Below are 22,526 nucleotides of genomic sequence, written 5' to 3' on the forward strand. Positions count from 1 at the left end.
CGAGGCCCCGGGCGCCTTCCGCTCTTGTCGGTCGGGCTCCGTAGACTGGCCACGTGAGTGAGTTCCCCCCGCACGACAGCAGCGAGTCCGACCCGTTCGACGAGATCGTCGGAGCGGAGACGGAGCGCGATCCCGACCTCGCGGTGATCGAGGCAGGCAGCCGCACCCTGCGCACCCAGGGCGGTCCGCCGCAGTCCGACGTCCCCGCGCGGCCGGCCGATCCCGCAACCGACCAGGCGTTGCGCGAGGTCGAGGCCGAGCTGGCCACGCGCTGGGGCGAGACGAAACTGGAGCCGTCCGTCGCCCGGATCGCCGCGCTGATGGACGTGCTGGGCGAGCCGCAGCGCTCGTATCCCTCGATCCACATCACGGGGACGAACGGCAAGACGTCCACGGCCCGCATGATCGAGGCGCTCCTCGGTGCCTTCGAGCTGCGCACCGGGAGGTACACCTCGCCGCACGTCCAGTCGATCACCGAGCGGATCAGCCTCGACGGCGCGCCGGTGGACGCCGAGCGGTTCATCGAGACGTACCACGACATCAAGCCGTACGTGGAGATGGTGGACGCCCAGCAGGAGTTCCGGCTCTCCTTCTTCGAGGTCCTGACGGGCATGGCGTACGCGGCCTTCGCGGACGCGCCGGTCGACGTGGCCGTCGTGGAAGTGGGGATGGGCGGCAGCTGGGACGCCACGAACGTGATCGATGCCGATGTCGCGGTCGTCACCCCCATCGACCTGGACCACACGGACCGGCTCGGCGCCACGCCCGGCGAGATCGCCGCGGAGAAGGCGGGCGTCGTCAAGCAGGGCGCGACCGTCATCCTGGCGCAGCAGCCGGTCGACGCCGCGCAGGTGCTGCTGAAGAAGGCCGTCGAGGTCGATGCGACGGTCGCCCGTGAGGGCCTGGAGTTCGGGGTCGTGTCGCGTCAGGTCGCCGTCGGCGGGCAGTTGCTGACACTGCGCGGCCTCGGCGGCGAGTACGAAGAGATGTTCCTCCCGCTGCACGGGGCCTACCAGGCGCACAACGCGGCGGTGGCGCTCGCCGCCGTCGAGGCGTTCTTCGGGGTCGGGTCCCAGCGGCCCGACCCGCTCGACATCGACACGGTGCGCAAGGCCTTCGCCGCGGTCGCCTCGCCGGGCCGCCTGGAGATCGTGCGGCGATCGCCGACCGTCGTTCTGGACGCCGCGCACAATCCGGCGGGCGCTCGCGCCACGGCCGAGGGCATCAGCGAGGTCTTCGACTTCAGCCGGCTGATCGGTGTGGTCGGGATGAGCGACGACAAGAACGCACGGGGGCTGCTGGAGGCTTTCGAGCCGATCTTCGCCGAGGTCGTGATCACGCAGAATTCCAGCCATCGTGCGATGGACGCGGATGCGCTGGCCGCGCTTGCTGTCGAGGTCTTCGGTGAGGACCGCGTCCAGGTCGAGCCGCGCCTCGACGACGCCCTGGAGGCGGCGATCACGCTCGCCGAGGAGGAGGGCGAGTACGCGGGCGGGGGCGTCCTCGTCACCGGCTCCGTCATCACCGTCGGCGAGGCCCGACTGCTCCTGGGGAGGGGCTGACCTGTGCGTACGCTCTGTTCTTCGACACTGATCGGTGAGTTCTTCGTCATCGGCTTCGCCGGACTGGTCGCCATGAAGGACCCCGGCCTGTCCATGACGACGGTATGGACGGTCAGCGGTGTCGCGATGGTGCTGTGCGTGCTGCTGTGCGGTGTGGTGACGCGGCCGGGAGGTGTCCAGCTGGGCTGGGCCCTGCAGATCGCGTTGATCGCTTCCGGTTTCGTCGTTCCGACGATGTTCTTCCTGGGCGCGATCTTCGCCGCCCTGTGGTGGGCGTCCGTCCACTACGGGCGGAAGGTGGACGAGGCGAAGGCGCGGTTCGCCGCGCAGGCGGAGGCCGGTGCCGGGGGCGAGGCGCAGGCGGAGACCGGAAGCAGCCCGGCGTAGGCCCTGCGGGCGGCTTCTTCCCAGCGGTGGCGCGCGTCCTGGGCTGACGCTGCGTGACCCGTGCTCCGACACGCCCTGTAACCTCGATCCGCCGCACATCTGTCATAGAAGGAGCCCCACCGTGAGCCAGCGCACCCTCGTCCTCCTCAAGCCCGACGCGGTCCGTCGTGGCCTGACCGGCGAGATCATCAGCCGTATCGAGCGCAAGTCCGGCTGGCAGATCACCGCGCTGGAGCTGCGCACGCTGGACCAGGAGACCCTGGAGCAGCATTACGGCGAGCACAAGGGCAAGCCCTTCTATGAGCCACTGGTCGCCTTCATGTCCTCCGGTCCCGTTGTCGCCCTGGTCGTCGAGGGCGAGCGGGTCATCGAGGGCGTACGGGCGCTCGCGGGTCCGACCGACCCGATCGCCGCGGCTCCCGGCTCCATCCGCGGCGACTTCGGTGTGATCGTCCGGGAGAACCTGATCCACGCCTCGGACTCCGAGGAGTCCGCCGACCGCGAGCTGAAGATCTTCTTCCCCGGCCTCGCTTAGCCCAGTCGGGTCCGTATGAAGAGACCCGGGTGCGTAATCGTCCGGCGCACTCGGGTGAATTTTTCTGACGCTATGTCAGTCGACGTGTGTGTCTGACCAGCGGCTGTCGGAGAAATCCGGCCGTCACCTGGCATATGCGTGGCGATTGGGGGAACGCATGCCCCCAATGGCTCGTCTCCACAAGCGGGGCGGCACATCATCTGCTGACAATGGCGAAGACCCTTGCGCTGTGTTCGGACAGGCGAGACTACGATGGAAGCCTTCACGTCGCAGCGCTTACACCTCGCCTACCTAAAAAGCCATCAAAAGCTCCACTTGGGAAGGCCAGACGAATCCTGATGGGGAACTCAATGTCGTTCATCGGCCGTGACATGGCTGTCGACCTCGGGACCGCCAACACGCTGGTGTACGTCAGGGGTCGCGGGATCGTACTCAACGAGCCCTCCGTCGTCGCGATCAACACCAACACCGGCGGCATCCTCGCCGTCGGCGCGGAGGCGAAGAAGATGATCGGGCGGACGCCCGGCAACATCGTCGCCGTACGGCCGCTGAAGGACGGCGTCATCGCCGACTTCGAGATCACCGAGCGGATGCTCCGCTACTTCATCCTGAAGATCCACAAGCGGCGGTATCTCGCCCGCCCCCGTGTCGTCGTCTGTGTCCCCTCCGGGATCACGGGCGTCGAGCGGCGCGCCGTCATCGAGGCGTCGTCCCAGGCGGGCGCGCGCCAGGTGCACATCATCGAGGAGCCCATGGCCGCGGCCATCGGATCCGGCCTGCCGGTCCACGAGGCCACGGGCAACATGGTGGTGGACATCGGCGGCGGCACCACCGAGGTGGCGGTCATCTCGCTCGGCGGAATCGTCACGGCACAGTCCATCCGCGTCGCGGGCGACGAACTCGACAACGCGATCATCCAGCACATCAAGAAGGAGTACTCGCTCCTTCTCGGTGAACGGACGGCCGAGCAGATCAAGATCACCATCGGCTCGGCGTACGACCTCGACTCCGACGAGCACACCGAAATCCGCGGCCGGGATCTCGTCTCCGGTCTACCGAAGACCGTCGTCATCTCCGCGGCCGAGGTGCGGAAGGCCATCGAAGAGCCGGTCAACGCCATTGTCGACGCGGTGAAGACCACGCTCGACAAATGCCCGCCCGAGCTCTCCGGCGACGTCATGGACCGGGGGATCGTCCTCACCGGTGGCGGCGCGTTGCTGCGCGGGCTCGACGAGCGGCTGCGCAGAGAGACCGGCATGCCGATTCACATCGCCGAGGATCCGCTGGACAGCGTCGCGCTCGGTTCCGGCAAGTGTGTCGAGGAGTTCGAGGCGCTCCAGCAAGTGCTGGACGCTCAGCCGCGCAGATGACGTAACTCTTCGATTCCGCCGTACGAGATGATCCCTTCTCGTGCGGCGGATCGTTGATATTGAGGCATAAGCTCCCCCGTAGCGCCCCGGCTCGGGGAGCCCTACACGAATTCCGACGAGGGAAGGCACGGCCGCCGCACGTGAGGGACACACGAGAGAGCCGGCTGCTCCTGGTGCTGCTGATCGCCATCGCGTTCGCCTTGATCACGGTGGACATCCGCGGCGGCGAGGACTCGCCCGTCGACGGTGCCCGCCGGGCGGCCGCCACGGTCTTCGGCCCGATCGAGAACGGGGTGTCCTCCGCGGTCGACCCCGTCGGCAACGCGATCGCGGCGGTCCGCGACTCCGGCGACCGGCATAACCGCATCGCCCAGCTGGAGCGAGACAACGCCGCGTTGAAGGCGAAGCTGGGCAGCGACGACCGCAACCGAAGTCGTCTCAAACAGCTGAACAAGATGCTGAAGACGGCGGGCGCCGGGCAGTACGGCATCAAGGGCGCCGAAGTCATCGCGATCGGCGCGGCCCAGGGCTTCTCCTGGACCGTCACCCTCGACGTCGGTGCCAACGACGGCATCAAGCGCGACATGACCGTCCTGAACGGGGACGGCCTGGTGGGCCGGGTCACGACCGTCGGGCCGAACACCGCCACCGTGCTCCTCGCCACCGACCCGGACTTCACGGTCGGCACGCGCATGGAGTCCACCGACGAACTCGGCTTCGCCTCGGGCCAGGGCGACCGGCAGCTGCGCGTGGAACTGCTCAACGGCAAGGCCAAGATCAAGAAGGGCGACCGGCTGGTCACCTTCGGCTCCCAGGCCGACAAGCCGTTCGTGCCCGGTGTCCCCGTCGGCGTCGTCTCCCGCGTCGACCCCTCCGCCGGCGACCTGACCCGCACGCTCTACGTCGAGCCGTACGTCGCCTTCAGCAAGCTCGACATCGTCGGCGTCGTCGTCGAGGCCCCGCGCAGGGACCCGCGCGACAAGGTGTTGCCACCCGCACCCAAGCCGACCCCCACACCGACGGTGACCGTGACGGTCACCCCGTCGGCCCAGGTGCCCGCCGACGGTCTGCAGCAAGAGCAGCAAGAGCAGTAGGAGCTGAAATCCCATGCGCCCCAACCGAATGCTGCTCTCCACCACCCTCGTGATCGTCGCCCTGGTGATCCAGGTGAGCGTCCTCGCCCGCCTCCATCTGCCCGGGGCCGTACCGGACTTGCTGATGCTCACCGTCCTCGGCCTCGCCCTGGTCTACGGCCACGTCGGCGGCGCCCTCATCGGCTTCGGCGCCGGCCTCCTCGCCGACTTCGCGCCACCCGCCGACCACGCCGCCGGCCGCTACGCCCTCGTGCTGTGCGTCATCGGCTACCTCGCCGGCCTCGCCAAACCCGACACCGGCCGGCTCAAGTCCGCGACCGGCCCGATGGTCGTGGTCGTCGCCGCCGCGATCGGCTCCACGCTCCTGTACGCGGGCGTCGGCGCCCTCGTCGGTGACACCGCCGCACGCCATGTGGGCCTGGGCAGCCTGCTGTTCACGGCCGCGCTCTACGACCTGCTGCTCGCACCCTTCGTGGTCCCCGGGATCATGGCGCTGGCCCGGCGCGCCGACAACGATCCACTCGCCGACACCGGCGGCTCCTCCACGGCGACCGACGTCTCCACCGGCTGGCTGTCGTCCGGCACGGGCCTGAGCATCGGCCGACAGCGCGGCGGCCTGCGCATGAAGGCAGCGAAGGCGCGCGTCGCCCGCGCGGGGCGCATCAAGGGGGTCAAGCGCCTGTGAGAGCGGCAACCTCCCCCCAGCCCACACCGATACAGCACCTGCCGGAGCCGCCGGCCATCCACCGGCCCAGGCCGGCCATGTATTCGTATGACTCCGACTCGTACGCGCTCTGAGAGGGGGAGGCAGCCGCAGTGACCAACATCCCCGAAACCGGCCGGACCCCACGGGTCCAGATCCGGCTCGTCATCATTCAGATCCTCGTCGTCTCCCTCCTCGGAACGCTCGGCGGACGCCTCTGGTACCTCCAGATCCGTGAGGGCGACGCCTACGCCAAGGAGGCCTCCGGCAACCACGTCCAGCAGGTCGTCAGTCCGGCCGTCCGCGGCTCGATCCTCGACGCCCGCGGTGTGCCGATCGCGGACAACGAGACCCGGCTCGTGGTCTCCGCGTCCCGCACCGATCTGCTGAAGATGAAGGACGACGGCAAGGCCGTCCTCGCCAAACTGGCCGGCGTCCTGGGCATGAAGCCCAAGGACGTCATGGCCAAGGTGCGGCTGTGCGACGCCAAGACGCCGCAGCCGTGCTGGAACGGCTCGCCCTACCAGCCGATCCCCATCACCGACGAGGCCACGGCCAAGCAGGCCCTGCAGATCCGCGAACGCTCCGAGGATTTCCCCGGCATCACCGCCGAGCCCCAGGCCGTACGCCGCTACGCGAGCCCCGGCGACGCCAACACCGCGCAGGTTCTCGGCTATCTCTCACCCGTCACGGACGAGGAGATCAAGGAAGCCGAGCACACCGACTCGCCGTATCTGCGCTCCGACCAGGTCGGCCGCTCCGGCCTGGAGCGCCAGTACGACAAGGAACTGCGCGGCAAGGCAGGCGTCACCCGCTACGAGGTCGACAACCTCGGCCGCGTCATCGGCCAGGCCAAGAGCGACGAGGCCAAGCCCGGCGCGAACGTCGTCACCAGCATCGACGCCCGCGTCCAGCGCGTCGCCGAGTACGAGCTCAACGAGGCGATGAAGGAGGCGCGCAAGCAGCACGACCGGAACACCGGAACGAACTACAAGGCGGACTCCGGCGCGGTCGTGGTGATGGAGTCCAAGACGGGCCGTGTCGTCGCCATGGCGTCCAACCCGAACTACGACCCGAACGCCTGGGTCGGCGGGATCTCCGGCAAGGACTACGCCAAGCTCACCGGCAAGGACTCCAACTACCCGCTGCTGAACCGGGCCATCCAGGGGCAATCCGCCCCCGGCTCCGTCTTCAAGGTCATCCCGACGGCCGCCGCCGTCAACGCCGGCTACTCCTTCAACGGCCCCTACGAATGCTCCAGCTCGTACTCCATCGGCGGCCAGGTCTTCAAGAACTTCGAGTCCAAGGGGTACGGCCCGATCAGCCTCGGCCGCGCCCTGGAGGTCTCCTGCGACACCGTCTTCTACCGGCTCTCGCACGAGGAGTGGAACCGGGACGGCGGCAACAAGCCGAAGAAGAAGGCCAAGGACTGGTTCTACAAGACGGCCCACCAGTTCGGCCTCGGCAAGGAGACCGGCATCGACCTCCCGAACGAGGTCACCGGACGCGTCCCCGACCGCCAGTGGAAGAAGAACTACTGGAAGGCCAACAAGGACGCCTGGTGCAAGCAGGGCAAGAAGAGCGGCTCGTACGCCGAGCGGATCGCCTACGAGAACTGCCTGGAGGGCAACAGGCTGCGCGCCGGTGACTCCGTCAACTACTCCATCGGCCAGGGCGACACCCTCGTCACGCCCATCCAGATGGCGACCATCTACGGGGCGATCTCCAACGGCGGCACCCTCTACAACCCGACCGTCGGCAAGGCGATCCTCAGCGCCGACGGCAAGCACATCCAGGAGATCAAGCCCAAGTCGCACGGCAAGCTGCCGATGAGCAGAACGACGCGCGACGAAATAGACCAAGCCCTCGCGGGAGTCGCGACCCGCGGTACGGCCGCCTGGCGGTTCGGCGGCTGGCCGCAGGACAAGATCCCGATGCACGCCAAGACGGGTACGGCCGAGGTCTACGGCAAGCAGACGACCTCATGGTTCACCACGTACACCAAGGACTACACGGTCGTCATGACCATCTCCCAGGGTGGTACCGGATCCGGTGCCTCCGGCCCCGCCGTGCGCAAGATCTACAACGCGCTGTACGGGGTCGGCGAGGACGGCTCGATCGACAAGAAGAAGGCCCTGCTGTACCAGCCGCAGAAGAGCCTGCCGAAGATCGAGCCGGACGGTTCGATCGACGCCCCGAAGATCAAGAAGTACGACCCGATCAAAGAGCAGGCGTCCGAACGGAACCAGCAGCAGGCGGCGACGGGTAACGACCCGGCGGCCACCACGCCCTCACCGGGCACCGGCAACAACCGCGACAACCGAAGGCGCGCTGCCCGCCGCAAGAAGAGGCGGAGGACCACATGACCGGCGCGAACAGCTTCTCGGTCTCCGGGTACGGCCCTGAACGCTCCACCCTCGCACGGCTGTTCGCCCGCGACTCGGTGGCGCGAAGGCTCGACTGGCCCATACTGCTCGCGGCCATCGCCCTCTCCGTGATCGGCGCGGCCCTCGTCTACTCGGCGACCCGCAACCGCACCGAACTCAACCAGGGCGACCCCTACTACTTCCTGGTCCGGCACCTGCTCAACACGGGCATCGGGTTCGCCCTGATGGTCGGCACGGTCTGGCTCGGGCACCGCACGCTGCGCACGGCCGTGCCGATCCTGTACGGCATCTCGGTGTTCCTGATCCTGCTGGTGCTGACCCCGCTCGGCGCGACGATCAACGGCTCGCACGCGTGGATCGTCCTCGGCGGCGGCTTCTCGCTGCAGCCCTCCGAGTTCGTGAAGATCACGATCATCCTGGGCATGGCGATGCTGCTCGCGGCCCGGGTCGACGCCGGCGACAAGCCGTACCCCGACCACCGCACGGTCCTGCAGGCCCTGGGACTGGCCGCCGTGCCGATACTGATCGTCCTGCTCATGCCCGACCTCGGCTCGGTCATGGTCATGGTCATCATCGTGCTCGGTGTGCTGCTCGCCTCCGGCGCCTCCAACCGCTGGGTGCTCGGCCTCATCGGGACGGGTGCCGTCGGCGCCATCGCGGTCTGGCAACTCGGGATCCTCGACGAGTACCAGATCAACCGCTTCGCCGCCTTCGCCAACCCCGAGCTCGACCCCGCCGGCGTCGGCTACAACACCAACCAGGCGCGCATCGCGATCGGTTCGGGCGGCCTCTTCGGCACCGGACTCGGCAAGGGCTCGCAGACCACCGGCCAGTTCGTCCCCGAACAGCAGACGGACTTCGTCTTCACGGTCGCGGGCGAGGAACTCGGCTTCATCGGCGCCGGACTGATCCTGGTGCTGCTGGGCGTGGTGCTGTGGCGTGCCTGCCGCATCGCCCGCGAGACGACCGAGCTGTACGGCACGATCGTCGCCGCCGGCATCATCGCCTGGTTCGCCTTCCAGTCCTTCGAGAACGTCGGCATGACCCTCGGCATCATGCCCGTGGCGGGACTACCGCTGCCCTTCGTCTCGTACGGGGGCTCGTCGATGTTCGCGGTGTGGGTGGCCGTGGGGCTCCTGCAGTCGATCAGGGTGCAGCGGCCGATGTCGGCCTAGGGCCTGTCCGGCCATGATCCGCCGGACATGCCCTGGGGCTCGACAGCCCTGGCAGGAAAGAGAGCGATGTCCGACGAACGCGTGGCCCTCTGCCCGGTCACCCCCGACCTGGCCGACCAGCTCATCGGCCTGACGGAGCTGGACCTGACCGACGACGAGGCGGTGACCGCGCGGCTGCTCGGCCTGGGCTGGCGCGACTGGCTGGAAGCGGTGCGCGGCCCCGACTACGAGAAGACGCCCGACGTCCCCGAGGCGAACTTCATCTCGCCGCAGGGGCACTTCGTCACCTGCGACGGCGACGGCTCGCTCTGCCTTCCCTTCTCCTACCTCTACTGGATCGGCGACGACCTGCTCGAAGAGGACTGCTGGGCGCGAACGCCCGGCTGGGCCAGCGAGGAAGGCGCCTGGCGTCCGGAGTTCGACGCCCACTTCGACACCGTCGTCCAGCGCTTCACCGACCGCCTGGGCCTGCCCGACTACGACATACGGCAGCCGAAATACCACTCCCGGTACGTCTCCTGGCGCCTGGAGCACAACGTGCTCATCGTCGGGCAGGGAGATGAGCCCCTGTCGTACCACCAGTTCGAGGACGCGCACGTCCACCTCGTCTCCCGGACCGCCGAGGACGTGCCGTTCCCCGACGGGCCCCGGATGCGGGCCCTGCTCGCCTCATGAGCCCCATGCGCGCCGGGGCAGTGCCATCTCGGCCCGAGTACGACTAGATTCAGTTCATGGCGGACACAAAGCGCGAGATCGAGCGGAAGTACGAATCCGACGAAAGCGGTCTGCCCGACCTGACCGGTGTCGCCGGGGTCGCGGCCGTGGTCGACAAGGGCGTCGCGGACCTGGACGCGGTCTACTACGACACCGCCGACGAGCGCCTCGCCGCATCCTCGATCACCCTGCGTCGGCGTACCGGAGGCGCCGACGAGGGCTGGCACCTGAAGTTCCCGGTCGCCCCCGGCGTCCGGGACGAGATCCAGGCCCCGCTCTCCGACACCCTGCCGCGCACCCTGGCCGGGCTCGTCCGCTCCCGCGTCCGCGACACCGAGTTGCTGCCCGTCGTCCGCCTCCACTCCGCCCGTGACGTCCGCCACCTCCTCGACGCGGACGGCGGGCTGCTCGCCGAGGTCAGCGTGGACGCCGTACAGGCGGAGCGGCTCACCGGAAAGGGCGGCACGGCCCAGTGGACCGAGATCGAAGTGGAACTCGCCGACGAAGGGGACCCGGCCTTCCTCGACAAGGTGGACAAACGGCTGCGCAAGGCGGGCGTCCGCCCCGCCGGGGCGTCGTCGAAGCTGGCGCGGGCCCTTGCCGAGACCGCACCGGGGCCGAAGAAGGCACCGAAGAAGGAACAGAAGAAGGCGCCGAAGAAACAGAACAAGCGCAAGGAGCAGGATCCGCAGGAGCCGGTCACCCCGGCCGACCACGTGCTCGCCTACCTGCGCGCCCAGCGCGACGCGATCGTCGAACTCGACCCCGCCGTCCGCCGCGACCTGCCCGACTCCGTACACCGCATGCGCGTTGCCACCCGCCGCATGCGCAGCTGCTTCCGCTCGTACGCCAAGGTCCTGGACCGCACGGTCACAGACCCGATCGGCGAGGAGCTCAAGTGGCTCGCGGGTGAACTGGGCGTCGACCGCGACCAGGAGGTACTCACCGAACGGCTCACGGCCGCGCTCGGCGAGCTGCCGCGCCCGCTGCTGACCGGCCCCGTCCGCACCCGGCTGCGCACCTGGTCGCACGCCCGCAGCGGCGGCTCCCGCCGCCGGCTGATCGGGGTCCTCGACGGCCGGCGGTACCTGGTGCTCCTCGACGTCCTCGACGCGCTCGTCGCCGAGCCGCCGCTGCTCGACGCCGCCACGGGCGACCCCGGGAAGGTGATCGGCAAGGCCGTGCGGCGCGACTTCCGACGGCTGTCCGGCCTCGTCGACGAGGCGCTCCACCACCCGTCCGGCCACGACCGCGACCTCGCGATGCACGAGGCCCGCAAGAAGGCCAAGCGCACCCGGTACGCGGCCGAGGCGGCCGCCGAGGCGCTGGGGAAGCCCGCCGTCGAGCTGGTCCGCGACATGAAGGCACTCCAGGGACTGCTCGGCGATCACCAGGACAGCGTGATGACCCGTCACGCCTTGGGGGACCTGGCCGCCCAGGCGCACGCGGCGGGCGAGAGCTCCTTCACCTACGGGGTGCTGTACGGCAGGGAGGAACAGCGCGCGGCGGCGGCCGAGCGGGAGCTGCCCGAGGCGTGGGCGACGATCTCCGCCGCGTCAGGAGGGCTCCGCCGAACGCGTTAGGGTTGAGGGTCCCCCCTGCCAGCTCACGAAAGTTCGCGAGATGCCTGCCGAAGCCGCCGTATCGGTGTTCCCGCAGCTCGAAGCTCTGCTCCCGCATGTGCAGAAGCCGATTCAGTACGTCGGCGGAGAGCTCAACTCCACGGTCAAGCCCTGGGACGCCTGTGACGTCCGCTGGGCGCTCATGTACCCGGACGCGTACGAGGTCGGGCTGCCCAACCAGGGCGTCATGATCCTTTACGAGGTCCTGAACGAGCGCGAGGGCGTGCTCGCCGAGCGCACGTACAGCGTGTGGCCGGACCTCGAGGAGCTGATGCGTGAGCACGGCGTCCCGCAGTTCACGGTGGACAGCCACCGGCCGGTGAAGGCCTTCGACGTGTTCGGCCTGTCCTTCTCCACGGAGCTGGGCTACACGAACATGCTGACGGCCCTGGACCTGGCGGGCATCCCCCTCGAATCCAAGGACCGGGGACTGGACGACCCGATCGTCCTCGCCGGCGGCCACGCCGCCTTCAACCCCGAGCCGATCGCGGACTTCATCGATGCGGCGGTCATCGGCGACGGCGAGCAGGCCGTGCTCGACATGACCGAGATCATCCGCGCCTGGAAGGCGGAGGGACGTCCCGGCGGCCGTGAGGAGGTGCTGTTCCGCCTCGCGAGGACGGGCAGCGTCTACATCCCGGCCTTCTACGACGTCGAGTACCTGCCGGACGGCCGCATCGGCCGCGTCGTACCGAACAGGAGCGGTGTGCCGTGGCGGGTCAGCAAGCACACGGTCATGGACCTCGACGAGTGGCCCTACCCCAAGCAGCCCCTCGTCCCGCTCGCCGAGACGGTCCACGAGCGTATGTCGGTGGAGATCTTCCGGGGCTGCACGCGCGGCTGCCGCTTCTGCCAGGCCGGCATGATCACCCGCCCGGTGCGCGAGCGCTCCATCACGGGCATCGGTGACATGGTCGACAAGGGCCTGAAGGCGACGGGCTTCGAGGAAGTGGGCCTGCTGTCCCTGTCCTCCGCCGACCACTCGGAGATCGGCGACATCGCCAAGGGCCTGGCGGACCGGTACGAGGAGGACAAGATCGGTCTGTCCCTCCCGTCGACCCGCGTGGACGCCTTCAACGTCGACCTGGCGAACGAGCTGACGCGCAACGGACGGCGGTCCGGCCTGACCTTCGCGCCGGAGGGCGGCTCGGAGCGCATGCGCAAGGTCATCAACAAGATGGTCTCGGAAGAGGACCTGATCAGGACGGTCTCGACGGCGTACGGCAACGGCTGGCGCCAGGTGAAGCTGTACTTCATGTGCGGCCTGCCGACCGAGACGGACGACGACGTCCTGCAGATCGCCGACATGGCGACGCGCGTGATCCAGAAGGGCCGCGAGGTCTCGGGCTCGAACGACATCCGCTGCACCGTCTCGATCGGCGGCTTCGTCCCGAAGCCCCACACCCCGTTCCAGTGGGCGCCCCAGCTCTCCGCCGAGGAGACGGACGCCCGCCTGGAGAAGCTCCGCGACAAGATCCGCGGCGACAAGAAGTACGGCCGCTCCATCGGCTTCCGCTACCACGACGGCAAGCCGGGCATCGTGGAAGGGCTCCTGTCCCGCGGCGACCGCCGCGTGGGCGCCGTCATCCGCGCCGTCTACGAGGACGGCGGCCGCTTCGACGGCTGGCGCGAGCACTTCTCGTACGACCGCTGGATGCAGTGCGCCGAGAAGACGCTGCCCGCGTACGGCGTGGACGTCGACTGGTACACCACCCGCGAGCGCACCTACGAGGAGGTCCTCCCCTGGGACCACCTCGACTCCGGCCTCGACAAGGACTGGCTCTGGGAGGACTGGCAGGACTCCCTCGACGAGACGGAGGTCGAGGACTGCCGGTGGACGCCTTGCTTTGACTGTGGGGTGTGCCCGCAGTTCGACACATGGCCACAAGTGAGCAACAGCGGGAAGAAGCTGCTGCCGCTGACGGTCAAGAACGGTGCGGCTGCGACGAGCGGGCACGCTCACTGACGTGAGTGAGGCGTTGCGGCGCATCGTAGAGGTCCTGGGGGACGGCAGCGAGGAAGAGGCGGCTGCCGTCCTCAGGACGCTCGGCGCTCAGAGCGGACGGCAGGGGATCGCGCGGGAGGCACCGAGAACGCCGCTGCCGCCTGGTGGAGGCTCGACGGCTGTCGATTCCGAGGTGGAGTGGGTCTGAGAGGCTGACAGCCTGGGAGAGCCGTACTCGGTGACGGTGTCGCCTGAGTGGCTGCTCTCAGCTCGCGAGGTGCGCCCTTGCTTCCTAGCGTGGCGATATCGCTACGGAGGAGGCAGACATGCCGGCGAGTGAGCCGCCTGCTGGCGGTCCTCGGTGGGGAAGTCCGGGTAATGGTCCTCCCCCTTCTAGGCAGTGGGCGTCTCCCGCCGGGCCTCCGCAGAAGAAGCAGCGAGGTCGTGCCTGTCTCTGGGGGTGCGGTGGCGCCCTGGCCGCTGTGATCATCATCGTCGTGGTTGTGCTGGTGATCGCGCTGGGGGATGGCGATGAGAGCACCACACCTGCGCCCACTAAGACCACCACCGACACGACGCCGCGCGAGAAGACGCAGGAACCCCGGGGCGAACGAGCGGACCTCATTAGCTTCCAGCTGGACGATCGCTCAGAAGCCGGTATCTCCAATATCTGGGTCGTTTGGACGATCAAGAACAGCAGCAGCGAGCAGTCCAACTACTCATGGGATTGGGAGGCGGTCGACGCCAGCGGCACCCGACTTACGAACGGCTCTCAACTGGAGACTGACGTGCAACCTGGCCAGACCGTCCGGGGTGAGTACCCTACGACGCTCACGAGTGTGAAGAGCGTCAAGCTCAACATCACCAGCTTCAACCGCACTGCCAGCTACTGAACGGTCTGCGGTGCCCGAATCACCCCAATTGCGGTGGTCGAAAGTCACTCCCGCTGCGTCGCTTGCTCTTGGTCCTTCCTCGGCCATGGACACCGAGATCCAGGTCGGTCCGACGGGCAGGAAGCTGCTGCCGCTGACGGTGAAGCAGGCGGCGTCTGCCGGCTGAACGGGCGCCCTACTGGGGTGCGGGCTCGGCGGCGCCGTATTCGTCGTGCCAGTTCCACCATTCGTAGGGCGGGGTCTGGGGATAGTCCTCGGGCGAGTCCTCCCATGTCTCCTGCCGTCCCAGGGCGGTCATGTCGAGATAGCTCCAGGTGGTCCCCAACGCCTCGTCACCGCGTGCGTTGATGAAGTAGGTGCGGAACACGCGGTCGCCCTCGCGAATGAACGCGTTCGTTCCGTGCCACTCGTCCACGCCGAAGTCGGCATCGAAATCGTCGGTGATCGTGTACCAGGGCATCGTCCAGCCCATCCGTGCTTTGACACGCTCGATCTCCGACTGCGGCGCGCGGGAGGCGAAGACGAGGGTGGTGTCGCGGGCGTTCAGATGAGCAAGGTGGCCAACGTGGTCACCCACCATGGAGCAGCCGACGCAAGCGTGGTCGGGCCAGCCGGTTACCCCGGGGTCGAAGAAGGCGCGATAGACGATCAGCTGACGCCGTCCCTCGAACAGGTCGAGCAGACTCGCCTTACCGTCGGGTCCGTCGAACTCATACTCCTTCTCCACCGCCTGCCACGGCATCCGCCGGCGCTTGGCGGCCAGTGCGTCACGGGCGTGGGTCAAGCGCTTTTCCTCCCCAAGCAGCTGCTGGCGCGCAGTTTCCCACTCTTGCGGTGAAACGATCGGGGGCGTCTTCATCGCGACGTTCACCTTCCAGTTCGGTGCGGGCTCATGCGTCCAGGGTCGTCCGCCACGGGCATGGGTGCACGTCCACGAGAGAAAACAAAACAGCGCTCGTATCCCTCGATCCACATCACAGGGACGAAGGGCAGGACGCCTTGGAAGCCGTGCGTGCGGTCTGACTGCCTCGCGTCGTGGGACCAACGCCCTGCGCCGCGGGCGGCTGACGCATGCTCATATGTCGCTCGGGTGGGGTCGTCGGGTGAGGGCTCGGCGGAAATCCATGGCCGGTTGTCGTGCCGGCGCGGCACAATCGGGCGATGCCGCAGCTCATCACCCCTGATCCGCGTTTCCGCGCTTCCTTCCTTGAAGCGGTGCGAGAGAACATCGCCGAGGACGAGTACTTCGGCAACACCCTCAAGCGGGAGCTCGCCGTGTACGGCGACAGCTGGCACGAACCGGACGGCTTCGCGCGCTATGTTGCCGCGGTCCGCGAGGAGGAGCTGGAGGCGGGATTCCGTCCCGAGGGCTTCGTGCCCGGCACCTGGTACTGGTACGTGGACGCCGGCACCTATCTCGGCCGGATCCAGGTACGCCACCGTCTAACACCCCACCTCCGTGAGGTCGGCGGCCACATCGGCTACGGCGTACGGCCCACCGCGCGCAGGAACGGGCACGCCACGGCCATGCTCCGCGAGGTCCTGCCGCATGCGCGTGCCCTCGGCCTCGACCGCGTCCTCGTCACGTGCGACACCACCAACATCGGCTCCCGCAAGGTCATCGAGGCCAACGGCGGGGAGTTCGAGGACCAGCGGGGAGAAAAGCTGCGCTTTTGGATCCGTACCGACCGCTGACGCGTCTTCGTCGCCATGGACCTGGAGAAGGCGCCGCCCGCAGCCTCTGCGCACCGGCGGCAGGACGAGGCGGCGCGGGCCCCTGAGGCCGAGGGGTGTCTGGCGGTCGCGATCCGCGTTCCCGTGCGCATCGTGGTGTTCGTGCTGGTGGTACCGGTGCGGATGGCGTGGGACGCGCTGGTCGCCGTTGCGCGTTTTCTCAAGGATGCGGTGTTCCGGCCGCTGGGGCGGGCGGTCGGGGGCCTGCTCACCTCAGTCGGACGGTCAGTTGTGTGGCTGGCCGATCGACTCGTGACCTTCCTCGTGTGGCTGATGACCGGCCTCGACACCGCCTTGACGTGGCTGGGCAAGCTGGTCTTCGTCTGGCCCTGGGTGGCGCTGTGGCGATACGTGATCGCGCCCGTCGGCCGTGCTCTGGGTCGGCTCGGGCACGTGTTGCTGATCGTGTTCCCCGTGTGGCTGTACACGCGCGTACTGACGCCTCTCGGGCACGGGATCGTGTGGGCGCTGCGGGGGTTCGGCGCCGGGTGCGCCTGGTTGTGGCGAACACTGGCCGTCGCGTCGGCCGGCGCCGTGTGGCGTTGGGTGCTTGTGCCGGTCGGGCGGGGCGTCGCCTGGGTGGGGCGCGGTCTGTGGGCTGGTGTGGCGTGGTTCGGGCGTGGTGTCTGGGCGGGCGTGAGCTGGGTTGTGGTGGCGGTGGGGACGCTGTTGCGGTGGGTGTTTGTCGTGCCTGCCGTGGCCCTGTGGCGTTGGGTGCTCGTGCCGGTCGGGCGTGGGGTCGTCTGGCTGGCGCGGGGTGTCGCTGCCGGGGTGGTATGGGCCGCGCTGAGTCTGTGGGCCGGGGTCGCGTGGGCCTGGCGCGGCGCGTGGGGCGGTATCGCTTGGTTCGGGCGAGGCCTATGGGCCGGCATCGCGTGGTTCGGGCGTGGTGTGTGGGTTGGTGTGGCGTGGTTCGGGCGTGGTGTCTGGGCGGGCGTGAGCCGGCTTGTGGTGGGGGTCGGGGTGCTGTTGCGGTGGGTGTTTGTCGTGCCTGCTGTCGCCCTGTGGCGTGGGGTGCTCGTGCCGGTCGGGCGGGGGATCGTCGCCGTCGCGTGCGAGATCGGCGCGGCGCTCGGGCACGCGTGGCGGGTCGCCGGGTATGTGTCGCTTGCCGTCGGACGATTCCTCGGGCGTCTTTTCAGGTGGATCTTCGTCGAACCGGTGCGGTGGTTCTACAAGGACCTGCTCACCCCCGTCGGGCACTTCGTGCGGGACGCGGTCTGGCGACCCGCCGCGGAGGCCGCGCGCAGCGTGGGACGCAGCGTCCGGCAGGCCGTGGCGAGCGCCCGCGAGAGCGCGCGCCAGGCCCGGGCCGACATCCGGCGGATGCTGTTCGGGGCGCCGCGTACCCCCGTGCCGGTGTCCTTGACCAAGGGAGTGCGGGAACCCGCCGTGCTCTCTGCGCGTACCCTGGGTGGTGAGTCCGGACGCGACGACCTTCCCCCGCACACGCGGGGGTGATCCGGAACCGGCTGACGCCGAAGAGGCGTCTTTCGGAGCCGTCCCCGCTGACGCGGGGACGCCCAGGTCCAACCGCACGTCCACGAGGCGGCGCACCGCGCACCGCCCCACACCGAGGACCTCACACCGAGGAGAAGAACCACTGGGCAAGCGACAGCCCGAAGGCCCGCCGCCCGCACCCGCGGTGCAGCGCATCCGACTGCGCTACACCAAGCGCGGCCGCCTCCGGTTCACCAGCCATCGTGACTTCCAGCGTGCCTTCGAGCGTGCGCTGCGCCGCGCCGAGGTGCCGATGGCGTACTCGGCGGGGTTCACCCCGCACCCGAAGGTGTCGTACGCCAATGCCGCACCCACCGGCACGGGCAGCGAGGCCGAATACCTGGAGATCGCGCTCACCGAGGCGCGCGATCCCGACAAGCTGCGTGCGCTCCTCGACGAGTCGCTGCCCGCCGGGCTCGACATCATCGACGCGGTCGAGGCCCGTACGTCAGGGCTCGCCGACCGGCTCACGGCCTCCGTCTGGGAGTTGCGCCTGGACGGCGTGGTCCTCGCGGACGCCGAGCGCGCGGTCGACGCCTTCCAGAAGGCGGAAACCGTCGAGGTCCAGCGCAAGATGAAGAACGGTATGCGCACCTTCGATGCCCGCGCCGCGGTCGCGAGCCTGGAGGCGCACGGTGTCGGCCCCGAGACGCACAGTCCACAGGCTGATAGGCCGACCGACCAGCGCTGTGCGATACTGCGGCTGGTTGTTCGGCACGTGACGCCTGCCGTTCGACCCGACGACGTCCTGTCCGGTCTCCGAGCTGTGGCCGACCTGGCGCCGCCGGTCCCCGCAGCGGTGACCAGGCTGGCGCAGGGGCTTTTCGATGAAGAGACCGGCACGGTGACCGACCCGCTCGCGCCCGACCGCGAGGCAGTGGCAGCCGCCCCAGCCGATTCTCCTGGGGTCGCGGTCGCTGCCGCCGCGAAGGCGCCGGCGCCGGAAGGTCCCGCGTAAGGACGGATGTCGTAGCGCCGCCCTTGTACTCGGGAGCCACCTGGGTCGGGCAGCGCACCGACCACAAGACTTTCGCCAGGCCGTACGCACACATGGTGTACGGAACCGGCGAGACAGGACACAGAGAGCTCCCGAGCGGCGCCCGCGCCCCGGACGGCGGCACCGCGCATCGCGCGAGCCGCGGACGTCACCGGATCCGGCGCGGCGCCCGGGAGCCTGACGGGAGATCCACCCGCATGCTCGAGCCGAACGAACCCACTCAGGGTTCTGAGAACAACACCCCCAGCGACACCCTGCCGCCCCGTCGGCGCCGCCGTGCCGCGTCCCGCCCCGCGGGCCCGCCCGCGGCGACGTCCGAAGCCGCGGCCGAGACCACGGCTCCGGCCATACCGGCAGCGTCCTCCGCCGATCTGGCGGTGGAGGAGATCGACGAGACCGCCGTTGTCTCTGAGACCCTCGCTGCCTCTGAGACCGCCGCGGCCGAAGAGACGTCGGTGACCAGCGAGGCTGCAGAGGTGGCCGAGGCCCCCGAGGCCCCCGAGGCCCCCGAGACGCCCGAGACGGTCGTTGCCAAGGAGCCCGAGCCTCCCGCTGACGAGGCCGCGCCCGCCGCTCGTACGCGCCGTCGCGCGTCGCGTCGTGCGTCCGCCCCGGCTGGTGCGCCCAAGGCCGCCGAAGCCCCGGCTCCGGTCACTGCGACCACTCCGGCTACTCCGGCCGTGGAGGAGCCCGCGGCCGAGGCAGCCGCATCCGCCGAGCCCGCCGCCTCCGCGGCTGCCGAGGCGGAGCCCGCCGCTGACGAGGCCGCGCCCGCCGCTCGTACGCGCCGTCGCGCGTCGCGTCGTGCGTCCGCCCCCGCCGGTGCGCCCAAGGCCGCCGAGGCCGCTGACACCGCGGCCCTCACGACTGCCGCATCCGACGAGGCCACCGCGCCCGTCGCCGAGGCGGCGCAGAGCATCACCGAGCCGCAGACCGAGCCCGCCGCCGTCGCCGAGCCGGAGCAGACCACCGAGACCGAGGACACCGCCCCGCGTCGTTCGCGCCGCCGCGCCACACGCCGCGCTGCCGCGCCCACAGGCGCGCCGGCCGCGGAGACCGCTGAGACCGCGGCGCCGTCCGCTGAGGCGGAGACCGCCGCGGCCGCTGTCCGTAACGAGCGCAGGGAGGCCCCTGTGGCCGCTGCCGAGACCGACCAGACCGACGCCAGCACCACCACCACTGGCGACGCCACCGACACCACCACCGCCGAGCCGGAGGCAGCCGCCGAGGACGCCGCTCCGCGTCGTTCGCGCCGTCGCGCCACCCGCAAGGCGGCCGGCGGCTTCTCCGCGCCCGCGCCGAAGACGCCCACGCCGCAGGCCGAGGAGCAGAAGGCCGAGGAAGAGTCCGCGCGCCGCCCCGCACGGCCCGCTGTCGCCGTCTTCCAGCCCCCGGTGTTCACGGAGCCGATGTTCCAGACACCGGAGCGCGCTGCGGCCGCCGCCGCTGCCGAGGCCGCGGAGGAAGCGGACGAAGCGGACGAAGAGGCAGTCGCCGAGACGGCGGCGGCTCCGGAGCCCGTCGAGGAGGAGACCGGGCCGCGTCGGCGTCGTCGCCGCAGGGGCGCGGCGGAGGAGCCGGCCGCCAAGGCGGAGGCCGAGGAGACCCACGAGGCCGAGGAGTCCGCGGAGGAGGAGTCGGCCGAGGGCGACGAGGCCGAGGAGACCGGTTCGCGCCGTCGGCGTCGTCGCGGTGGCCGTCGGCGTCGCCGGGGCGAGTCCGCCGAGGCGGACGGCGAGGCCGCGGAGAGCGAGGACGTCGCCGCCGAGCAGGCGGAGCAGGACGCCGAGGACACCGCCGAGCAGACCGAAGAGGACGACCAGGAGGAGCGCGAGGAGGGCGGTGGCTCCAGCAGCAGCCGTCGCCGTCGGCGTCGCCGTCGTCGCACCGGTGAAACGCCCGTCGACGCCGAGCCGGGCGACGGTGACCCCGAGCGCACGGTCGTCAAGGTGCGCGAGCCCCGCAAGAAGGACGAGCCGTCCGACGAGGTGCAGTCCATCAAGGGCTCGACCCGTCTGGAGGCCAAGAAGCAGCGTCGTCGCGAAGGCCGTGAGCAGGGCCGCCGCCGCGTTCCGATCATCACGGAGGCCGAGTTCCTGGCCCGCCGTGAGGCTGTCGAGCGCGTGATGGTCGTGCGGCAGCACGGCGACCGCACCCAGATCGGCGTCCTGGAAGACAACGTGCTCGTGGAGCACTACGTCAACAAGGAGCAGTCGACCTCGTACGTCGGCAACGTCTACCTGGGCAAGGTCCAGAACGTGCTGCCGTCGATGGAGGCCGCCTTCATCGACATCGGCAAGGGGCGCAACGCCGTCCTGTACGCCGGTGAGGTCAACTTCGAGGCGCTGGGCATGGCCAACGGCCCCCGCCGCATCGAGAGCGCGCTGAAGTCCGGCCAGTCGGTGCTCGTCCAGGTCACCAAGGACCCCATCGGTCACAAGGGCGCCCGCCTGACCAGCCAGGTCTCGCTGCCGGGCCGCTACCTCGTCTACGTCCCCGAGGGGTCCATGACGGGGATCAGCCGCAAGCTCCCGGACACCGAGCGCGCGCGCCTGAAGACCATCCTCAAGAAGATCGTCCCCGAGGACGCGGGCGTCATCGTGCGCACCGCCGCTGAGGGCGCGAGCGAGGACGAGCTGCGCCGTGACGTCGAGCGGCTGCAGGCGCAGTGGGAGGACATCCAGAAGAAGGCGAAGAGCGGCAACGCCCCGAGCCTGCTGTACGGCGAGCCGGACATGACCGTCCGCGTCGTGCGCGACATCTTCAACGAGGACTTCTCCAAGGTCATCGTCAGCGGCGGCGAGGCCTGGGAGACCATCCACGGATACGTCTCCCATGTCGCCCCCGACCTGGCCGAGCGTCTGCAGAAGTGGACGAGCGAGGTCGACGTCTTCGCGACGTACCGGATCGACGAGCAGCTCGCCAAGGCGCTGGACCGCAAGGTCTGGCTGCCGAGCGGTGGTTCGCTGGTGATCGACAAGACCGAGGCGATGATCGTGGTCGACGTCAACACCGGCAAGTTCACCGGTCAGGGCGGCAACCTCGAAGAGACCGTGACCAGGAACAACCTGGAGGCGGCCGAGGAGATCGTGCGCCAGCTGCGGCTGCGTGACCTGGGCGGCATCGTCGTCATCGACTTCATCGACATGGTCCTGGAGTCCAACCGGGATCTGGTCCTGCGGCGTCTGCTGGAATGCCTGGGACGCGACCGTACGAAGCACCAGGTCGCCGAGGTCACCTCGCTGGGCCTCGTGCAGATGACGCGCAAGCGCGTCGGCCAGGGCCTGCTGGAGTCCTTCTCGGAGACCTGCGTCCACTGCAACGGCCGTGGCGTCATCGTGCACATGGAGCAGCCGACCTCCGCGGGAGGCGGCGGCAAGCGCAAGAAGCGCGCCCGTGCCGGTGCCGAGACCGTGCCCGAGCAGGTCCCGGCCTCGATCGTCGAGGCGGTCGAGGAGGAGGCCGAGACGGAGGCGGAGGTGGCCGCCGAGGTCGCCGCGCCCGTCGCGCTGGCCGGGCCCGAGTTCGAGCCCGACGAGGAGCTCTTCAGCAGCGCCGCCGAGGCGGAGGCCGCGGCAACGCGTGGCCGTTCGCGGCGCCGGGCCAGTCGTCGCGCGTCGGCCCCGGCGGGTGCGCCGAGGCCCGACTCCCGCAAGCCCGAGCGCAGGGCCGAGGCCCCGACGGCGCAGAGCGTGACGGCCGAGGACGAGGTCGCGCGCCCCGTGCGGCCGGAGCCGGCCGCCGTCGCCCAGTCGGAGCCCGCCGCTGCGGAGGACCCGGTCGTGGAGGCCCCGGTGGCCGAGGCCGCTGCCGCGGCTGCCGACGCTCCGGTCGCCGACGAGGCCGCGCCCAAGGGCCGTACGCGCCGCCGGGCGACCCGCAAGGTCTCCGCGCCCGCCGGTTCGCCG

The 22,526-nt window shown here is 69.8% G+C and carries 18 protein-coding genes; 17 read left to right on the top strand and 1 reads right to left on the bottom strand.

The annotated features are described in order from the left end of the window. Positions 1-53 precede the first annotated feature (53 nt). From folC to FGD71_RS30580, 13 genes are all read left to right on the top strand, one after another. Positions 54-1,562 carry a bifunctional tetrahydrofolate synthase/dihydrofolate synthase gene (gene folC, locus FGD71_RS30520; protein ID WP_119103773.1) on the top strand — a complete coding sequence of 503 codons (1,509 nt, stop codon included), beginning with the start codon at positions 54-56 and terminating at the stop codon, positions 1,560-1,562. 3 nt (positions 1,563-1,565) lie between these two features. Then, complete coding sequence (locus FGD71_RS30525) at positions 1,566-1,949, top strand: DUF4233 domain-containing protein (protein ID WP_119103774.1); 384 nt, start codon at positions 1,566-1,568, stop codon at positions 1,947-1,949. Positions 1,950-2,070: 121 nt separating this feature from the next. Beyond that, a complete protein-coding gene (gene ndk, locus FGD71_RS30530) occupies positions 2,071-2,484 on the top strand; it encodes a nucleoside-diphosphate kinase (RefSeq protein ID WP_119103775.1) in 414 nt (137 codons plus the stop codon). A 350-nt stretch (positions 2,485-2,834) separates the two neighbouring features. Further along, positions 2,835-3,854: a rod shape-determining protein gene (locus FGD71_RS30535; RefSeq protein ID WP_059131610.1), complete on the top strand. Its 1,020-nt coding sequence runs from the start codon at positions 2,835-2,837 to the stop codon at positions 3,852-3,854. 140 nt (positions 3,855-3,994) lie between these two features. Next, on the top strand, positions 3,995-4,948 hold the full coding sequence (gene mreC, locus FGD71_RS30540; protein WP_119103776.1) for a rod shape-determining protein MreC: 954 nt from the start codon (positions 3,995-3,997) through the stop codon (positions 4,946-4,948). Positions 4,949-4,961: 13 nt separating this feature from the next. Continuing rightward, on the top strand, positions 4,962-5,633 hold the full coding sequence (gene mreD / locus FGD71_RS30545) for a rod shape-determining protein MreD (protein WP_119103777.1): 672 nt from the start codon (positions 4,962-4,964) through the stop codon (positions 5,631-5,633). A gap of 131 nt (positions 5,634-5,764) precedes the next feature. Continuing rightward, entirely contained in the window at positions 5,765-8,017 is a 2,253-nt protein-coding gene (gene mrdA / locus FGD71_RS30550) for a penicillin-binding protein 2 (protein ID WP_119103778.1), read from the top strand. Further along, a complete protein-coding gene (gene rodA, locus FGD71_RS30555; protein WP_119103779.1) occupies positions 8,014-9,213 on the top strand; it encodes a rod shape-determining protein RodA in 1,200 nt (399 codons plus the stop codon). Before mrdA ends, rodA begins: the two co-directional genes overlap by 4 nt. A 66-nt stretch (positions 9,214-9,279) precedes the next feature. Next, positions 9,280-9,888, top strand: a complete 609-nt coding sequence (locus tag FGD71_RS30560) for a hypothetical protein (protein ID WP_119103780.1) — start codon at positions 9,280-9,282, stop codon at positions 9,886-9,888. Positions 9,889-9,944: 56 nt separating this feature from the next. Further along, positions 9,945-11,510, top strand: coding sequence for a CYTH and CHAD domain-containing protein (locus FGD71_RS30565; RefSeq protein ID WP_119103781.1), 1,566 nt, complete (start codon positions 9,945-9,947; stop codon positions 11,508-11,510). 40 nt (positions 11,511-11,550) lie between these two features. Then, positions 11,551-13,515: a TIGR03960 family B12-binding radical SAM protein gene (locus tag FGD71_RS30570; protein ID WP_119103782.1), complete on the top strand. Its 1,965-nt coding sequence runs from the start codon at positions 11,551-11,553 to the stop codon at positions 13,513-13,515. Position 13,516: 1 nt separating this feature from the next. Beyond that, positions 13,517-13,702 (top strand): hypothetical protein, encoded by a 186-nt coding sequence (locus tag FGD71_RS30575; RefSeq protein WP_119103783.1) that lies wholly within the window; start codon positions 13,517-13,519, stop codon positions 13,700-13,702. A gap of 274 nt (positions 13,703-13,976) precedes the next feature. Further along, positions 13,977-14,387, top strand: coding sequence for a hypothetical protein (locus FGD71_RS30580; protein ID WP_119103784.1), 411 nt, complete (start codon positions 13,977-13,979; stop codon positions 14,385-14,387). 175 nt (positions 14,388-14,562) lie between these two features. Here FGD71_RS30580 and FGD71_RS30585 read toward each other — a convergent pair whose 3' ends face one another. Then, positions 14,563-15,246 (bottom strand): DUF899 domain-containing protein, encoded by a 684-nt coding sequence (locus tag FGD71_RS30585; RefSeq protein ID WP_119103791.1) that lies wholly within the window; start codon positions 15,244-15,246, stop codon positions 14,563-14,565. 302 nt (positions 15,247-15,548) lie between these two features. Here FGD71_RS30585 and FGD71_RS30590 point away from each other — a divergent pair, with 302 nt between their 5' ends. The 4 genes from FGD71_RS30590 to FGD71_RS30605 form a co-directional block, all read left to right on the top strand. Beyond that, a complete protein-coding gene (locus FGD71_RS30590; protein ID WP_119103792.1) occupies positions 15,549-16,082 on the top strand; it encodes a GNAT family N-acetyltransferase in 534 nt (177 codons plus the stop codon). Between the two features lie 15 nt (positions 16,083-16,097). After that, positions 16,098-17,582, top strand: coding sequence for a hypothetical protein (locus tag FGD71_RS30595; protein ID WP_119103785.1), 1,485 nt, complete (start codon positions 16,098-16,100; stop codon positions 17,580-17,582). A gap of 184 nt (positions 17,583-17,766) precedes the next feature. After that, positions 17,767-18,579: a TIGR03936 family radical SAM-associated protein gene (locus tag FGD71_RS30600; RefSeq protein WP_119103786.1), complete on the top strand. Its 813-nt coding sequence runs from the start codon at positions 17,767-17,769 to the stop codon at positions 18,577-18,579. Between the two features lie 236 nt (positions 18,580-18,815). Next, on the top strand, positions 18,816-22,526 hold a 3,711-nt coding region (locus FGD71_RS30605; protein ID WP_140935983.1), incomplete at its 3' end, for an Rne/Rng family ribonuclease.

Source organism: Streptomyces sporangiiformans, assembly GCF_005768555.2.
Taxonomy (GTDB): Bacteria; Actinomycetota; Actinomycetes; order Streptomycetales; family Streptomycetaceae; genus Streptomyces; species Streptomyces sporangiiformans.

Excerpts from the sequence above, each read along its gene's own strand:
- FGD71_RS30565 (WP_119103781.1), top strand. The coding sequence starts at position 9,945 with ATGGCGGACACAAAGCGCGAGATCGAGCGGAAGTACGAATCCGACGAA.
- FGD71_RS30570 (WP_119103782.1), top strand. The coding sequence starts at position 11,551 with ATGCCTGCCGAAGCCGCCGTATCGGTGTTCCCGCAGCTCGAAGCTCTG.
- FGD71_RS30595 (WP_119103785.1), top strand. The coding sequence starts at position 16,098 with ATGGACCTGGAGAAGGCGCCGCCCGCAGCCTCTGCGCACCGGCGGCAG.
- FGD71_RS30590 (WP_119103792.1), top strand. The coding sequence starts at position 15,549 with ATGCCGCAGCTCATCACCCCTGATCCGCGTTTCCGCGCTTCCTTCCTT.
- FGD71_RS30585 (WP_119103791.1), bottom strand. The coding sequence starts at position 15,246 with ATGAAGACGCCCCCGATCGTTTCACCGCAAGAGTGGGAAACTGCGCGC.
- mreD (WP_119103777.1), top strand. The coding sequence starts at position 4,962 with ATGCGCCCCAACCGAATGCTGCTCTCCACCACCCTCGTGATCGTCGCC.
- FGD71_RS30535 (WP_059131610.1), top strand. The coding sequence starts at position 2,835 with ATGTCGTTCATCGGCCGTGACATGGCTGTCGACCTCGGGACCGCCAAC.
- FGD71_RS30560 (WP_119103780.1), top strand. The coding sequence starts at position 9,280 with ATGTCCGACGAACGCGTGGCCCTCTGCCCGGTCACCCCCGACCTGGCC.
- rodA (WP_119103779.1), top strand. The coding sequence starts at position 8,014 with ATGACCGGCGCGAACAGCTTCTCGGTCTCCGGGTACGGCCCTGAACGC.